At 57.7% G+C, this 15,477-nt stretch carries 12 protein-coding genes; 4 read left to right on the top strand and 8 right to left on the bottom strand.

Translation table 11 applies throughout. From position 1 onward, the window contains the following. Positions 1-436: 436 nt before the first annotated feature. The 7 genes from RWJ89_RS29820 to RWJ89_RS29850 form a co-directional block, all read right to left on the bottom strand. Positions 437-643, bottom strand: a complete 207-nt coding sequence (locus RWJ89_RS29820; protein ID WP_003542083.1) for a hypothetical protein — start codon at positions 641-643, stop codon at positions 437-439. A 1,316-nt stretch (positions 644-1,959) separates the two neighbouring features. After that, complete coding sequence (locus tag RWJ89_RS29825; protein ID WP_222000747.1) at positions 1,960-3,084, bottom strand: glycosyltransferase family 2 protein; 1,125 nt, start codon at positions 3,082-3,084, stop codon at positions 1,960-1,962. Further along, entirely contained in the window at positions 3,081-4,835 is a 1,755-nt protein-coding gene (locus RWJ89_RS29830) for an ABC transporter ATP-binding protein (RefSeq protein WP_316031883.1), read from the bottom strand. The genes RWJ89_RS29825 and RWJ89_RS29830 overlap by 4 nt, the downstream gene beginning before the upstream one ends. Beyond that, positions 4,828-5,904: a glycosyltransferase family 2 protein gene (locus tag RWJ89_RS29835; RefSeq protein WP_316031884.1), complete on the bottom strand. Its 1,077-nt coding sequence runs from the start codon at positions 5,902-5,904 to the stop codon at positions 4,828-4,830. The genes RWJ89_RS29830 and RWJ89_RS29835 overlap by 8 nt, the downstream gene beginning before the upstream one ends. Positions 5,905-5,911: 7 nt before the next feature. After that, entirely contained in the window at positions 5,912-8,914 is a 3,003-nt protein-coding gene (locus RWJ89_RS29840) for a trifunctional glycosyltransferase/class I SAM-dependent methyltransferase/polysaccharide deacetylase (protein WP_222000749.1), read from the bottom strand. Next, the gene (locus RWJ89_RS29845) at positions 8,908-10,128 is read right to left on the bottom strand and encodes a glycosyltransferase family 2 protein (RefSeq protein ID WP_222000750.1); all 1,221 of its coding nucleotides are present in this window, start codon (positions 10,126-10,128) and stop codon (positions 8,908-8,910) included. Before RWJ89_RS29845 ends, RWJ89_RS29840 begins: the two co-directional genes overlap by 7 nt. A 31-nt stretch (positions 10,129-10,159) precedes the next feature. After that, positions 10,160-11,113: an NAD-dependent epimerase/dehydratase family protein gene (locus tag RWJ89_RS29850; protein WP_131644878.1), complete on the bottom strand. Its 954-nt coding sequence runs from the start codon at positions 11,111-11,113 to the stop codon at positions 10,160-10,162. A gap of 807 nt (positions 11,114-11,920) precedes the next feature. On the opposite strand from RWJ89_RS29850, the gene RWJ89_RS29860 reads away from it, so the two are divergent. Next, entirely contained in the window at positions 11,921-12,076 is a 156-nt protein-coding gene (locus RWJ89_RS29860) for a hypothetical protein (protein ID WP_222000751.1), read from the top strand. An 8-nt stretch (positions 12,077-12,084) separates the two neighbouring features. On the opposite strand, the gene RWJ89_RS29865 is transcribed toward RWJ89_RS29860, so the two are convergent. Beyond that, positions 12,085-13,455, bottom strand: coding sequence for a DUF882 domain-containing protein (locus RWJ89_RS29865; RefSeq protein WP_316031885.1), 1,371 nt, complete (start codon positions 13,453-13,455; stop codon positions 12,085-12,087). A 631-nt stretch (positions 13,456-14,086) separates the two neighbouring features. On the opposite strand from RWJ89_RS29865, the gene RWJ89_RS29870 reads away from it, so the two are divergent. From RWJ89_RS29870 to RWJ89_RS29880, 3 genes are all read left to right on the top strand, one after another. Continuing rightward, positions 14,087-14,344: a hypothetical protein gene (locus RWJ89_RS29870; RefSeq protein ID WP_246644887.1), complete on the top strand. Its 258-nt coding sequence runs from the start codon at positions 14,087-14,089 to the stop codon at positions 14,342-14,344. 115 nt (positions 14,345-14,459) lie between these two features. Continuing rightward, a complete protein-coding gene (locus RWJ89_RS29875) occupies positions 14,460-14,882 on the top strand; it encodes a cysteine rich repeat-containing protein (protein ID WP_222011306.1) in 423 nt (140 codons plus the stop codon). Positions 14,883-14,906: 24 nt separating this feature from the next. Beyond that, a complete protein-coding gene (locus RWJ89_RS29880) occupies positions 14,907-15,476 on the top strand; it encodes an OmpA family protein (RefSeq protein WP_132612897.1) in 570 nt (189 codons plus the stop codon). Position 15,477 lies beyond the last annotated feature (1 nt).

Raw genomic sequence — 15,477 nt, forward strand, 5'->3', positions numbered from 1 at the left:
CGACAAGCTGCTCGCAAACTTCATGGGCTTCGTTAAACTCGCCGCTATCGCTATCTGGCTCAAATAGTTAAATCGTCACTACGGCCTAGTACGGCGCGTCCGGTCAGACGCGACGAGAACGCTCCATCACTTCAAACGCGCGCATAACCCCGAAAGCGAGCTTCGATTTTCGGGGTTATTGCGTGTGCTTGGGCGCAAGCGCGCGGAAACGGACGCTTGGTATGTGCCCATGCTTCGGCGCTTCGGGTCAATTGTCGGTTAGGGAAGCCCGGCTCGTTTCCGGCCGCTGGCGCTTATTCGGAAGCTATTCGTCTCACGGATGGTTTCAAGCGAGAGGTAAGCGGCCTCGCTGACGTTGCCTCCGGGCAGGGAGGCGGCGCGATTTCGCACTCAATGTCTTCTGCACGACCAGCCGATCAACGACCGACCCTTCATCTCAATGGGTCAGGTTGCGCTTCTGGGCCAGCAACAGAATGTAATCGTCGGCAATGTCTGCGATGGCCATTGCGACTTCCGCCGGATCGCATCCCTCGACCTTCGTATTTGCAATGAACTGATAGACCGCCTTCTCGATCTGCTTCCGGCAGATCATCACGCGCTCATCGTAACCAAATTCCGGAATCTGCGATGCTATATCACTCATCAGGTCGGCTCCCTCACTACTTACAGTGACCATGACACAAATTATAAGTTGAGCAAGCAAATGCTTTATGAAGGGTTAATTCGTTTGGGAGGTGCGACCATTTCGACACAGGTCAGCCATCTTACAGGCCGCCCGCGTGTTGAATCAGGACATGTCAACTGCGCCGCGAGCAATCGCTTGTGTCGTATCGGGAGGCTCGTCAAAGAGGACAGGAATGTCTTAGGTCGTTGAGTTTTGTGCCGGTATTTCAATTGCGAGCCCAGGCTCATATGTCGACTTTTGAAAATCCAGACCGAATGCTGTTGGCCGACCTGTTCGGTGCAGGTCGCAGGCAGATAAGAGATACCCTTTATTTATCAATATATTACACTTCAGTCCAGCGGTCGTGTTTTGCATCGGCAACTTTTCTCCTCGCGACCGTCCCAGGATTGTTGGGCCATCGGCGGTGACCAATCTCACCGATGATGCAGGCATTTGCCGGGGTTGTTGAGAGCCCGGCGGCAGAAGTAGCTTTCGGTAGATCTTCTGTTCCCAAGTCGAAGGTAATGCTGATGCTCCTTTAAAGTGTATTCACAATAAATAAAATCGATAATTGAGTTCATTAGGATAAAATTTATCAAAAGGTAAAATTATTAATTTCAGACAATGGTTGTATTTAAAAATCAATTGTAAGACGATTAAGTTTATACATAATGGTAATCATTTGATTTGTTGTTCTTAATTGCGGCAGTGATGCTTATGAAATTCTATCGGATAGTAATCTCGAATTGATGATGATCTTTCTGCCTCCGCAATTTCATTGCGGATCCGGAAGCATCACCGAGGTGAATTGAGGCGATGGTCGAAATATTGACGGAATAGAACCCGAATTTTGCTCTTCACTTGCCGATGACGGGGGATTTTCTGATCAAACCGAACTCAACAGCGATAGTATCGCCATCCGCGGTGAAATCTATTTATGCCGATGCAGCGATAACGGCTGTCGCATTTGTGGCAATCAGCCAAAAAAGCAAAGTCGAGGACCCGCCGGGGTGGGTGACGGGTCCTCTGCTAAGAATGCTTGCACGTGCATAAGGATGATTACAGTAAAACTCTGTATTGTCACAGATCATTATTGGGGTAATTGCTTTTTTTATATCTTGTTCTCTTATTTGCTATTACTATTCTGATTAATTATCAAATTCGTAATAGAAGGTGGCGAGGTAGTCGCCACGCTGTTTGAAGTGATGGGTTGTTAAACCTTTAGATTTTTGAGCAGCCGGGCGAAAAACTGCCGCCGGCGCTGGCGCCACCAACAGATGTGTAGTCGGCAGGCATCAAGCCTCCTGCGACGAGGCCGCCGCAGAGCATTGGCCGGACCGATCGATCTCCGACAAGTGCCTTAACAATGCCTTCGTCCTGAAGCGTGTCCAACCGCCAACCAATGGGACAAGTGGGTCTATCTCTTCGAATTTCCTGAAATTCTTTCCCTTTTGTTCCTTGACTGGCCAGGCTTTGAACAATGTCCTGCGTGCGGCTCTGTCGGCTTTTGAAAGGATCAATTTGAACAGGATGCCGGAAGCAAGCATTGGGCTATGATGATAAATGTGCTTGAGTGAGGTCGCGGCGCGGCGCCAATCTTTCAATGCGGCAAATTTTGAAAATGCATAAAGATTCGCCGACGCGCGGGCGCAATTGACGACAAAAGTTGGAAGCTGTGGATTGCGGGCGATACATTGCTCCGTCACAGCCAGAAGCGATAGCGCCATTTGCGACCTGTCGGAAGACATGGCTGCTGAATGAACACGATATCCCACTAGACCTAACGGCACCGTCTCGATCTTGAAATGCTCAGCTGTACGAAGTTCGAAGTCGAAATCCTCGCATCCTCCGATACCCTGCCTGGCATAACTTGGATCGTAGCCACCGATCTTCTCAATGACTGCGCGGCGAACCATGAAGCCGCTGCCATTGCCGACGAAGCGGAATACGAGATGACGGGTGAAAATGGTGTCCCTGGCGTTCAGTGACGAACCGGATCTCATGCAATATCCCTCGGGATCGATGAGACGGTGAAGAGCATAGACCGCGCCCCAGGTGTTCGGCAGGGGATGGAGAGCCGAAAGCATTCTTTCGATATAGGTCGGATGCCACAGGTCGTCGGCATCGAGGAAGGCGATATAGTCGGATTTCGATGCTTCAATCCCAGTGTTGCGAGCCGCGGCGACGCCACGGTTTTCAGTCGAGACAATCCGGATCCTTGGATCACTCGCGGCAAAATGGCGACAGATCGAGGCTGTGTCGTCCGTCGAGCCGTCGTCGACGATGACGATCTCCAGCGCCTTGTGGGTCTGGTCGATGACAGACTGGAGCGTCTGGGCAAGGTAGTCTCTGGCGTTATAGGCGGGGATCACGACGGCCACCCAAATCCCGGACATCGTTGACATATCCATCTCCGTCACCCGAGCTTCGACGTGGGAGCGGGGGGGCGGAGATCGATCCGATTCTTCATCAGCCTGGCCACAGCGGGCCGATGGCTAACGACGATGAGCGTTCTGCCGGCGTCTTCTTTCATCGCCGAAAACACCCGCATCTCGGTATCTTCGTCGAGCGCGCTCGTCGCTTCGTCCAACAGCAGGATCTGAGGCCGGCCGGCGAGCGCGCGCGCCAGGCCTATGCGTTGCCTTTGTCCGCCCGAAAGCCGGATCGCCTCGTCGCCCAGCCATTCATCGAAGCCATACGGCAGATCGTTGATGAACTCCGTTGCGCAGGCCACGTCGGCCGCCCAGCGGATATCCTGCTCCGAGATATCGCGACGAAACCGGATGTTGTCGAGGACTGTGCCCTCCATCAGTTCAACGTCCTGACCCGACACGGAGAGCAGCTCCAGCCAGCTGGAACGGTCAATGGTTGCGAGGTCCCTGCCATCAACGGTGATCATGCCTTGGGTCGGCGGATTGAGATCGAGTATCATGTTGAGGATTGTGGTTTTGCCGGAGCCGCTCGGCCCCGTCAGAGCCGTCGTTTCGCCTGCCCTGATCGAGAAGCTGAGATCGTCAACAGCCGGGGCGTTCGACCGCTCATAGGCGAACGAGACTTTGTGGAAGACAATCGCCTCCGCCAGGCGGGTGACCGGCTCTCCTTGCGAGGTCAGTTTGATGTCATCCTTCTCCGCAAGCAGCGCCAGGACGTTTTGCAGGGACGCTTCCATCTCGTAAAGACTCAGAATCTGGGAATCGAATCCTTTGATATGCGGCTGCAGCCTGTAGAGAAGGATCGTGGCCGAGAGCGCCGCCTTGAAATCCACCGGCAGGAATTCCGAGGATAGAATGATCGTCAGGATGACACCGAACGTCAGGATTTCGCTCACAAGCGACGTCGTCGCGCCCATCCAGTCCGACCGGCGCCAAGTCTGGCCGACCTCCCTGGAAAGCGCCGCGAAGAGCTGCTGGTGGCGCTTCTCGAGGCCGAAGCTTTTGACGGCCTTGGCAGTTTGCAGCGTTGTCCAGCTCAGTTGCGTCAATGCCTCCACTGCCGCCACCGCCGAGGCTCCCACGCGCCGGTAGGCGCCGGCAAAGAAGCCTAATGCGAAATTATGGAGGACGCCGAAGATGAGCCCGAGCAAAGCGATCGGCCAGGCCATGACCACCATGCCGACGCCGAAGATCACGATCGTGCCGAAATTAACCCCCAACCGCACCAGGCTGGCATGCGCCGAAGAGACCGCATAGGATTCCGTGGCGATGACGTTGATCAGGTCGCTCCGCTCATAGTCCTGAAATCGCTGGAAAGGAATAGCCAGGACCTTAGCGTAGAGGCGATCCCGCATCCTGTCGCTAATCCGATGATTGATCGCGCTCGAGATGAGCGAGTTGGCGCATCCCAGAAAAATCCGCAGGAGGATGGAGCCGATGAGAATGCCGATCAGGACAGGCTTGGAAAGGCTGAGGTCGATGTTGCCGAAAAACGCCGGGAGCCATGCAATGGCGGAGCCGGAAACCGGGCCTTGCTGCCCGAGAAGAAAGACCAGGCTGACCAGAAGGGTTATCCCGATCATTTCCGAAAGGCCGGTGAGAATTCCGAGGACGATCATCACCGTCATCTTGAACCGCAGCGCCGGCACGAGTTGCCGAAGCTCGCGGAACCGAGCTGCCACGATCAGGTTGTAGGCGGTGGCCGGCTTGGCGGATGCAGGTTTTCGAAACCTATTCATTGTCGGCCACCCGCTGAGCGATGGGGCTGGGCGCTTCCCTGGCCGGCATGCCGGCGTATCGATCGCGGAAAGCTGTTCCGGCTTGCGGGATGACCGCGGCGAAGCGGGTTTTGGGTCGGGCCGGAGGCTTGCCCAGGGCGCGCCTCGCTATCCGTATGCCGTGGCGTTTTACCTGCCGCCATCCCTGCTGCATGCCATGGACGATAAGGCGTGAGGGGTATTTGCTCACCATCATCGGCGCCAGCTTTTTGAGCTGCGCATAATCGTCGTCGAGAAACGCCTTTTTGAAATACCAGGAGGCGGTGTTGAATTCGGCGGTCCGGATATCACGCTCAAAATGTGGATAGCGGGCGATGATCGGCGCCATCACCAAGGCGTGGGACTTCAGCATCCGATAGGCATTGCTGGACATGTTGCCCTTGGTAAAACGATAGCCGGTCAGAAAATCGGGTACCAGCGCGAAGGGCAGCGTTTCGGCGAGCGCCAGATAAAGTTTCAGATCCTCACACCCCTCGGCGCCGTTGTCGCGCAGGCCGGCGTCATAGCCGCCGCAGCGAAGAATCTCCGCCCGCGGCATCAAGGGCGTGCTGCCATTGCCGATGAAATTTTCCCGCAACAGCGGTTCGAAGATGTTTCCTTGATGCAGGACCGGGCGCGAATGGCCGAAAATGATGCCGTTTTCGTTGATCGCCGCATACCAATTGTAGGCAACTCCGTTTCCGTGGGGAAATTTCAGCACTGCCTCAAGCTGGAGCTCGATCTTGCTGGGATGCCACACGTCATCGGCATCGACAGGGGCTATATAGAAGCCGCGCGCCTCTTTGATGCCGTGGTTGCGCGCCCGCGCAACCCCACCATTGTCCTGGCGGAGAACACGGACACGGCGATCGGTCAAGCCATAGTCGCGCGCAAGATCGAAGGTGCCGTCCCGCGATCCGTCGTCGACCACCAGGATTTCGAGCTTGTCGTAGGACTGGGCAGAGACGCTTCGCAATGTTTCGACAAGCGTCTTCTCGGCATTGTAAGCCGGTATGACGATGGTGACCAAGGGGGATGCTGCGGCAGTCATGGCTTTGTCATCCGATAAAGGCTCCCGGCAGGCCGATGAGTTCAGGGAAGGCTTCAAGCGGGCGATCCCCGCGCACCTCGAAGCGCGGCAGAGCGAAGAAATTATCGGAGAAGGTAGCCTTCGCCGGCCGGGTCGTGAAGCCGACGCTATAGCCGGCAAGCGCCAGAATGCCTGGGACCCTGAAGTCTGTCCCGCCATAAGGAAGTGCGATCGATTCCACCGGGGCGCCCAGCCGGCTCTGCAGCGCGTCGCGCGATAATATGGCTTCGGCCAGCAGGGCTTCGTTATCAATCGCACTGGCTGGTGTGTGGGATGCGAGGTGGGAGCCGAAGCTGATGCCCTTTTGGTGCAATTCCTGAATTTGCGACCACGACATCAGCGGTGCAGGTTCTCCATGGGCGGAATCCCAATCTGACCGACCGCCGACCTTATCGGTCACGACGAACACGTCGGCGCTGAAATCATTCTCGGCAAGGATCGGGTAGGCGTTCGTCTGGAAATCCAGATAGGCGTCGTCGAAACTCAGCATCACAGGTCGGCCCTGGATCGGCTTGCCGCTGCGCAGAAGATTTGCCAGGTTCTGCGCGGTCACGCTGTAATAGCCCTGTCGCCTCAGGAACTGCATCTGCTTGCGGAAAATCTCCGGCGGCGTGCGGAAGCGCCGGAGTGCAGCGGGGCCGTCTTCTGCGATCCTGTGATACATCAGAATGGGAACCGAGGTGGTCACCTCCGTCTTCCATGCCGCCTCGCGCGCGATGCCCGCCGGTCCGCAGATAATGTGCTTTGCCACATCCGTATCCAATGGGGCTCCGTGCGCTTCGATCCGCAGGGCGGGATCGGCCACGGCACCTTTCCTGAATCGGTGGATGGCGTAAAGCTCGGTGTCGATCGTCTCTTCCAGGGCGAGGCCGGCCTGCGCGGCAAAAACCCGTTTTATCGTCTCGACACCGAAAGGATGGCCCCAATCGAAACCGGTTCGGCCGGGTTCGTCCTGGCGGATATGCGCGTGGGCAGTGATTAGGTAGCCGTCCGGCTTCACTGCTGCGGCCATCTTCCGGCAGACGGCCGCAAGCATCTCCTCATCCTTCATATAGTAGAGGACTTCGGAACAGATAACGAGATCCTGCTCGGGCGGAACATCGCTTTTGACGAAATCGAGAACACGAAGCTCGACGTTACCATGGTCGCGGCACCGCTTGATCGCCCTGTCGATCGCGCGCTGGGAAATATCGGTGGCCGTCAGCCGACCGACCTTTGGCGCCAGCTTCTCAGTAAAGATTCCTTCGGCGCAGGCGAGTTCGAGGGCCTTTTCGATCCCTTCCGGGATCAGGCTCAACGTCTGCGCATATTTGACTTGCTCGTAGACCGAGATGTAATTCCACGGATCCGGGCGTTCGAACATATGCTCCCAGTATTCCTCTTCCGACTGAGTGGGAGCAGTCTGTTTTCTTTTCTCCGACCTTGGCTCGGGAGAATTTCGAAACGGCGGTGCCAGTCGATGTTCGAAATCCCGCAGGATTTCGGAAATCCGGGCGTCATTGTCCTGTTTGTCGCCGGACGCTGTGGCAAGGAGGGCATTGCGTCCGACACGCACCAAAAACCTTTCGAGACGCCCTCGCCGCCGGCCGCTTTTGATGATCAGTCCGCCGAAGGTCCTGTAGCCGCGCAATGCCTCCCTTGTCCAGGAGCTGGCATAGGCGAGTGCGTGGGGCGTTTGCAGATGCTCGTCTGCCTGCATCTCATGCATGATCAGCCTGATCTGCGCCCGGATCGAAAGATCGCCCCAGAATGGCCCGACAAAGGAGCCGACATGTTGTCCGCCGGACATGGCGTGCATGACGAGCGTGTCTGATGGTTCGGCCTTGGGGATTCGCGAAAGCGTTTCGAGCGCGACACTGACCACCTGGACATTGCCAAGCGTGAATGACCGCAAGGGGTTTGCGGCGGATATGTGCCAAGAAACGGCGTCAATGATCTTGCGCCCAGCGCCAGGCATGGAATGATTCTGAATCAGCTGGATGAGCGAAAGGAACGTCGGTCGCCATTTATCGAGAACATCGATGAGACCGTCTGCCCGATCGATAAAGAGCCCTGTCTGCAGGCCATGGAGGATCACGCCGGCAAAAAGGTTTTCATAACCCGCGGCGTCCGGTATGTCAGGCAGAAGCGCTGCAAGAGCTGCAATATCCAAAGCCGGATCGAGCTTGGCCGCGACGACCCAGGCGAGCATGCGCAGTTGGCTGACGGGAGGCGTGATCCAACCTGTCTCCGGCCCCCCGGCCGACAAGCCCTCCTGCATCTGCAGCGCCTGCGCTTTCGTCGTCACGCGAACCGCGTCGCGCACCAGTTTGACCGGATCGCCGGACAGCGAACCGGCCTTCATGCGATAGAATGCGAGGCACTTGTCCACATGGCAAAATTCGGCGCCTGCAAAGGCCATGCGGAGCCAGAGATCCCATTCCTCGCCGGTCTGCAAGGTTTCATCCATGCCTTCCAAAAGCTCGAAAAGGCTTTTGGGAAAGACGACCGTATGGATGGCAAGGGCGCAGAAGGAGGAGAATTCGCGCTTGGCGGCATCTCCCGTCAAGATGGGAGCCTGTTCTACCCGCAGCAGCCGGCCGCCCGGAGCAACGCGACGATAATCGCAATAGGCGAGAACAGGTGGAGATGCATCCTCTGCCACCGGCTGCATGTTTTCGATGAAGGTCGGATCCAGCCAGTCGTCGGCATCCAGCATGCAGAGCAGGGGAGCGACCGCAAGGCGTGCAGCGTGGTTTCGCGCCGCAGCGGCGCCGGCATTCGGCTGACGGGCGAGGCGAATACGGCTATCCGTTCTTGCTATGCCCTCAAGCACCTCCCAGGTGCGGTCGGTCGAACCGTCATCGACCACGACCGCCTGCCAGTTCGATCGCGTCTGCTGCTGCAGGCTGGCAAGGCATTCGGCAAGCGTATCGGCTGCATTGTAGGCGGGGATAAGGAATGAAATGTCAGGCGTCGCGGCGATTACCATGCGGGCCTCTTCCATCGCCGCAGAACGTATAGAGCGCCGTTTACGCTTCCGAGCATTTCCTGCTTCAAGAAGAAGTCATGCGACGTCGCGCCTTTGCGCAGGCGTTTGCGGAGCCGTCCGGCATAATATTTCGGAAAGGAGATGAGGATGCGCCTGAGGTTGCCGCCGTTTCCGGTATTCTGATACTGGACGAGCAGCGCCGCGATATGGCCGCTCATATATTGGTAGATCTGTTTGGCGAGCCCTTTCATATCCTTGCGATGAAAATGCCAGGATACAGCTGTCGGCTCGTAGCGGCAGACATGGCCATGATGGAGAAGCCGGTTCCAGTATTCGGAATCGCCCGAGCATCCGGCCGCGCCCATATCCAGGCGGACATCGAACAGGCCGATCTCCTCGAAGACCTTGCGTCGGAAGGCCTGACTTGCGCCGGCTCCGATCGTCCAGACCGGAGCGCCGTAACGCCTGTGTAGGCCATAGAAATCCTGATCGAAATCCTGCCGCAGATAACCCCTGCCAAAGCTCCAATGCTTTTCGAAGATAAATTGTGCGGGCGTTGCAAGTTCTCCGGGAAGAACCAACCCGGTTACGCAGGCGATCTCCGGCAGATCGAACCCCTTCATCAGGTTTTCCAGCCAGCGCTCGTGGAGGACGACGTCATCGTCCGTAAACGCGACGAATTCGGTTCTCGCCGCACGAACCGCAGCGTTGCGCGCATAATCCAGCCCGACCCGATCTTCACGGACATAGGTTGCGCCCGATTCCTCCACCACACGACGTGTCGCATCACCGGCGGAGGCGTTATCCACCACGATGATCTCGATGGGGCCGAGCGACTGTTTGGGGATCGAGGCCAAGCACCGACGTAGCTCCTCCGGCCGGTCCTTGGTGCAAATCAGAATGCTGACATCGCGGTTGCGCACCGGGGTTTGTGTGACATGACGCGCATGCTCGAGGGTCTCGGGCCGCACGATACGCTCGGCGAGTGCGGCAGCCGTCTCTGGCCTTTCGATATAGGTCTGTCCGACGGGAAGACCATCCGACAGAAAGACCACGAGCCCATCGGAGATCGGGGGCGAAACGGCATCGAGACGAGAGGAGGCGAGATCGAGATAGTGAATCGGTACGGGAAAACTCATATCCTTCAGATCGGACGGAATTGCTTCTCGCATCATCACTCTCTCAATCGCACCGTGAACATACGCCGCGCGCATCCAAGACGCGAGTCTCGAAAGCCGACATGGTTTATTCCGCGGCGTGCCTCATTTGGTCCCTGAACCAGTCGAGAGTCATCGCCACGCCCTGTTCGTAGGTGATTTTGCACGACCACTCGGGCATGACATAGTGCGCATTGGTCAAATCCGGCCGTCTGTTCGTGGGGTCCTGCGGCGGTGACGGTTCGAAGACGATCGGCACGCCGCCAACAAGTCTGGAGACATATTGCGCGACTTCGAGAACCGAAATCTCGCGATCATTGCCGACGTTCAGAGGCCCCTTATAGTCGGTTTCATTCATCCAGAAATATCGCGCGAAACCATCGACAACGTCATCGACATAGCCCCAGCTGCGAGACTGAAGGCCGTCGCCGAACACGGTAATCGGCCGGCCCGAAAGCGCCTGGGTGATGAAGTTGGAGACTGCGCGGCCATCGTCGGACCGTGTCCGCGGGCCATAGATGTTGAAGGGGCGAACGATCTTGACGTCGAGCCCCTGGGTACGCTGCATCTCGAACAGCAGCGACTCCGTGCATCGTTTGCTCTCGTCGTAGGATGAGCGAGGTCCGGTGCAGTCGACCTGGCCCTTATAGGATTCCGGCTGCGGCGACACCAGAGGATCGCCATAGACTTCGGAAGAAGAGGTGAAACCGAAACGTCCACCCTTCTTCAGTAAGTCGAGCAACCGGAACGCCCCGAGAAGATTGGCGGAAATCGTCCTCTTCGGCTCCTTCATGTACCACGGCGGCGATGCGGGGGATGCAAGGTGATAGATTTCGTCGAATTTATCCGACGTCTGCAGCGTCTCGACGTCGGATTTCACGAAATGGAAACGGGGGTCTCTGATGTGCGCGATATTTTCGAAAAGCCCGGTCCAGAGGTTGTCAACAACGACCAGCTTCTGAATGTCCGTCCTCAGCAAAAGTCGATCACACAAGTGGGATCCGATGAAGCCAGCCCCGCCAGAAATCAATACGCTTTTCATTGCATTGCGCCTCGTGACTTGAGAAATGTGCCTGTTTATTAGCATCGCCTGTAATGCATGGCAATTATTTAGAGGAGTTCTAAGAAATACTCACTCATTAATGTTAATCGTTAAATGTACCTACTTTAAGGTGATTGTCGCTGCCGATGCCGCGCTCGATAACGAGCGACCGCGCCGGACCGGATACTACAGATGAGCGTTGCGCGATCATCACGACCTGCCCTATCTCGACTATCCGTGCCATGAGAAGTCCGCCCCCATCTGCGGGCACGATCGAAGGAACCCGGATGGTTTCGAGAACCTCTCCGACGCGTGCCGGATCCAGAGCTGAGGTTGCTCATCGACAAGCAGGTCGCTCGGCGGCAACCGGGATCCTTGATGTGTGCTATATTTTCGAAAGGTCCAGTGTAAACATTGTCAACAACAACCAGTTTCCGGACAGCGCTTCCTAAGTAGAAGTCGGTCACAGGCGATCCAATGAAGCCGGCTCTGCCAGAAATTGATACGCTTCTCACATCAACGCGCCTCATTACTTCAAGATATATTATTGTTATTACAGCGATTGAACGTTTGGTATGGGCACGAAGTCCGGGGTTGGATCGGACTTTGGTCTGAATTTTCCGCGCGCAGAAACGATCGTCGTCGTCTTTTCAAGCGCCTGGACAACGCTTTAACACATTGGATCTACCTCATTTTTCTTGAGCATAGATTCCGATTTTCGGGCCGATACGCGCGCATCGCCCATAAGGTGTGGCAATTGTTTAGGAGATCCTAAAAAATCTAGTCGGCCATACGCAGATACATGGAATGTCACGCCTTCGTGGTGCCGCTCGGCTGTTGCTGGTGACCGCACAGGCTTCTGGCACTGGGCGGCGGCACCTGGTTTCTCGGGACCGCCAGCCCGGTTCCACCGTGGCCGTTCTGGCGCTTCTGACCGGCTTCGTGCTGCGCATCAAGCCTTGACGATGAGGTCAGCCCTCCGGGGACGAGACAAGCCGGTTGGCATCGAACTGGGCGGCGACCGGAATGATATCCTCACCGGATGTCGCGACATTGACCTCACGATGAACCGTGCGTGGGGAAATGCGAGGCGCGCTCAATCCCATCACCTCGCCAGGAGAATGCAGCGCCCATTTCATCAGCGCCGCTTCGGACGTCGATCCGAGGAAATTTGCTTCTTCCCAGGAAGCGGTCATGGGCAGGGAGGCGATCATGTTCGTGCCCTGCTTGGAGGCCTGGTGTGCAACAAGGCGGGGTTCGAAGCGGGCATAGGCTGGCAATGCAGACGCCGGTTTCTCCGGAAGGACATCAATTGGACCGATCGACGCAGTCTCTATTTTGTCATCCATATCTGCGTTGTGCTCCAGGGCGGGCGGCCGCGTCGCTGGTATCGGAATCGGGAAAGATGGAACATCCCCAGCGGACCGTTTGTCATCTCGCGGGGTGGGGCCGGTCTGCAGCGCGAGCGCATTCAATGCACGGCTTTTCGGCGTGGGCAGAAGCGCCGTCACGAGTTTATTGTCTGTGGTATCGCCGTTCGACCTGGTCGACGCGCTCACGTCTTCGTCTTCTCCAGCGATGCTGGCGATCTGGATTGAGCTAGGGCTGCCGCGTTTCCTGTGATTCGCAACCGCCTGATTATATCCAGGCAGAGGCCGGCCGTCGGCCGGAAGATGTATCGTCTGCCCATTCGGAAATATTCGGGCGAGTTCCTGCCGGGACATGCGGGGCCAGGCCCTGACGTTGCCGACGTCGAGATGCACGAAGGGCGATCCCGAGGTCGGATAATATCCGACACCGCCGACCTGCATCTGCATTGCAAGCGCACGCAGCGTCGAAAGCTTCACGCCGGGAACGTAGAAATCCATCGCCTTGCCCAGCATGTGCTGGCTCTTCTTGGCGACGCCCGTGCTGCGCGAGCGGTTGCGGAGCATGTTGTTGGTGGTGGGCGAACGATAGGCGGAGACGATGTGGATGTAGTCCTTGCCGCCGCTGCGCTTGTATACTTCCCAGACCAGGTCGAGCAGTCGGGGATCCATCCGGGTCGGCTCGTTCCTTCGCCAGTCGCGCAGAAAGCGATTGATCTGGGCGAGGCCCTTCGGATCGAACTTTCCGTCCCGCTTGTAGGTAATCGTGGCCCTCTCGCCCGTATGGGTAAAGAACAGCTTCAGGGCACGATCTTCCGCCGAGGCAAATGATGCGGAGCCGACAAGTGCCGGCAGCGCAAACAGAGCCGGCAGAATGGTCTTTGCGACGAACCGTTCCGCACGCGACAGGAGCGTGGCAATTCCGCCCAAGGCTCCGCCCGATAATCCTTGCACTGGATACTTCAACACGAACAATTCCGTCCTACACCAAACACTCGACGGCGTGCGGGAATCTCCGCATCCATCACGCTCAGTAAAGCCAGCTTATGGTCAATAAATTGCTAACGAGTGGATGCGTGAGCTCGGCGGATTGAGGATGCGGATCATCCCAAGCGCAGTCCGACCCTGCGCCCGCGGGAGGAGAGCATCGAGCGCATTGTGTGCTGCTCTGAAATCCCCGCCGCTCTGAAACGGTTACAACCGCTCCCGACCTTCAGTCTCCCCGAACAGGTGACTTCAACTCCCGCCTAGCGGCTGACCAGAACATGCATCGACCTTAAGCCCGGATCAATCAATAGGGCAGGCCAGCTGGGAATGAGGCATCCGATGCGTCGGAACTGGAAAGGTTCGCTGAACAAACTCCAGCTCTATCCTCAGAAGTTTGGACTATCCTCATGGCCCTCCAACTCAGGGCACCCCCTGATGTTGCCGAAACCGATCGTTCGCCGGTCGCCCGATTCATCCAGACCACTGAGCACGATGATATTCTCATCCTGCCGGTCGGCAGAGCATGTGTGATCCATTCGGTCATCGGCCCGGTGGCGGGCCAGCCATGCGAGGAGACCTTACCGTGAAACCCATCCTGATCTCCGTCACAGCGCTGCTGATGTCGACCGGACTGGCGAGCGCAGCCGAGCCGATCGTCGGAAACTGGAAGACGACGCTCGGCGACGCCGCCGCGATTGAGCCGTGCGGCGGCGGTTTCTGCATCACGATGAAGAGCGGCAAGCATACCGGCGAATGGCGACATCGGCGTGCGCGGCCTCCCGACGGCGGCGGTCGACGTCTCGCCTCTGGATGTGCTCGAGGATATTCACGCGACAGATGGCGAAGTGCTCGCCGGAAGTCGACTCCTTCGCGTTGAACGCCGTGTCCTACGGTTCGTGTAACCGTAACATACTTCCCTTCTCACCCCCGAAGGCGCACCAGATACGTGCGGAGAGTTTCTCCGACGATCAATCGTTCACGATGGGGGTAGCATGTCGACGAGAACCAGACTGTTAGGAGGGGCGCTGGTCGCGTTCCTGGCGCTCACCGGGGCGGCCCGTGCCGATACCATCAGCTTCGCCGACGCGGTGAGCACGCTCGCCAACGACTGCGGATCCGACATCAAGAAGTTCTGCAAGGGCCTGAACCTCGGAAGCGGCCGCATCCAGAACTGTCTCGAGTCCCATGCCGCAAAAGTCTCGCCGACCTGCACGTCGACACTGGCGAGCGTCACCACCTCGATCGAGCAGCGCCTTGCCGCCCAGTCGTCGTTCACCGCGATGTGCAAGCACTATGTCGCGCAGTTCTGCAGTGGCGTGGTGGGCGAGGGAAACATTCTTTCCTGCCTGAACAAGGCGACGCGCGTGAACGAAGGCCAGTGCGGCCAGGCGATCATCGACGCCGGCTGGCGGTGAACGATGTTGAAGGGACACAGGATCATGAAGAGCTTTAGACTTGCGACGATATTTGCCGCCGGGCTGCTGCTGGCACCCGGCCACTCGTTCGCCCAGGAACTGAGCGGTCCGCAGGTGGTGCGTACGCTCGACAGATTGCAGGGAGGGGCTCCCGGCATCGACATTGCATTGCTTATGGAAGAAGCGGCGGCGAGCGCAGGCAAGGGCGTCGCCGCGCTTCCCGACTGGCAGAAACTTTCGAAGCTGTCGCAGCTCATCGTCGAGATCGACTTCGAGAACGACTCCATCGCCATCGAACCTAAATCCTATCGCACCGTCGGCATGATCGCCGACGCCCTGCATCATCCGAACCTGCGGCGCTACAAGTTCCTTGTCGTCGGACACACGAGCTCGACGGGCGACGCCAAGCACAATCTGGACCTCAGCCAGAAGCGGGCGAACGCAATCACGGAGGCGCTGTCGACGACCTTCGCCATCGCCCCGGACCGTCTGTTCGCGATCGGCGTCGGCGAGGAGTGGCTCGTGGATCCGTCGAACCCGCAGGCCGCCGACAATCGGCGCGTCCAGCTGGTGAACCTCGGTCTGGTGAAGTAGC

Origin of the sequence: Rhizobium sp. 10PS4 (genome assembly GCF_032464805.1) — a bacterium.
GTDB lineage: Bacteria > Pseudomonadota > Alphaproteobacteria > Rhizobiales > Rhizobiaceae > Rhizobium > Rhizobium laguerreae.

Excerpts from the sequence above, each read along its gene's own strand:
- RWJ89_RS29820 (WP_003542083.1), bottom strand. The coding sequence starts at position 643 with ATGAGTGATATAGCATCGCAGATTCCGGAATTTGGTTACGATGAGCGC.
- RWJ89_RS29830 (WP_316031883.1), bottom strand. The coding sequence starts at position 4,835 with ATGAATAGGTTTCGAAAACCTGCATCCGCCAAGCCGGCCACCGCCTAC.
- RWJ89_RS29835 (WP_316031884.1), bottom strand. The coding sequence starts at position 5,904 with ATGACTGCCGCAGCATCCCCCTTGGTCACCATCGTCATACCGGCTTAC.
- RWJ89_RS29840 (WP_222000749.1), bottom strand. The coding sequence starts at position 8,914 with ATGGTAATCGCCGCGACGCCTGACATTTCATTCCTTATCCCCGCCTAC.
- RWJ89_RS29845 (WP_222000750.1), bottom strand. The coding sequence starts at position 10,128 with ATGCGCGCGGCGTATGTTCACGGTGCGATTGAGAGAGTGATGATGCGA.
- RWJ89_RS29850 (WP_131644878.1), bottom strand. The coding sequence starts at position 11,113 with ATGAAAAGCGTATTGATTTCTGGCGGGGCTGGCTTCATCGGATCCCAC.
- RWJ89_RS29860 (WP_222000751.1), top strand. The coding sequence starts at position 11,921 with ATGTCACGCCTTCGTGGTGCCGCTCGGCTGTTGCTGGTGACCGCACAG.
- RWJ89_RS29870 (WP_246644887.1), top strand. The coding sequence starts at position 14,087 with ATGTCGACCGGACTGGCGAGCGCAGCCGAGCCGATCGTCGGAAACTGG.
- RWJ89_RS29875 (WP_222011306.1), top strand. The coding sequence starts at position 14,460 with ATGTCGACGAGAACCAGACTGTTAGGAGGGGCGCTGGTCGCGTTCCTG.
- RWJ89_RS29880 (WP_132612897.1), top strand. The coding sequence starts at position 14,907 with ATGAAGAGCTTTAGACTTGCGACGATATTTGCCGCCGGGCTGCTGCTG.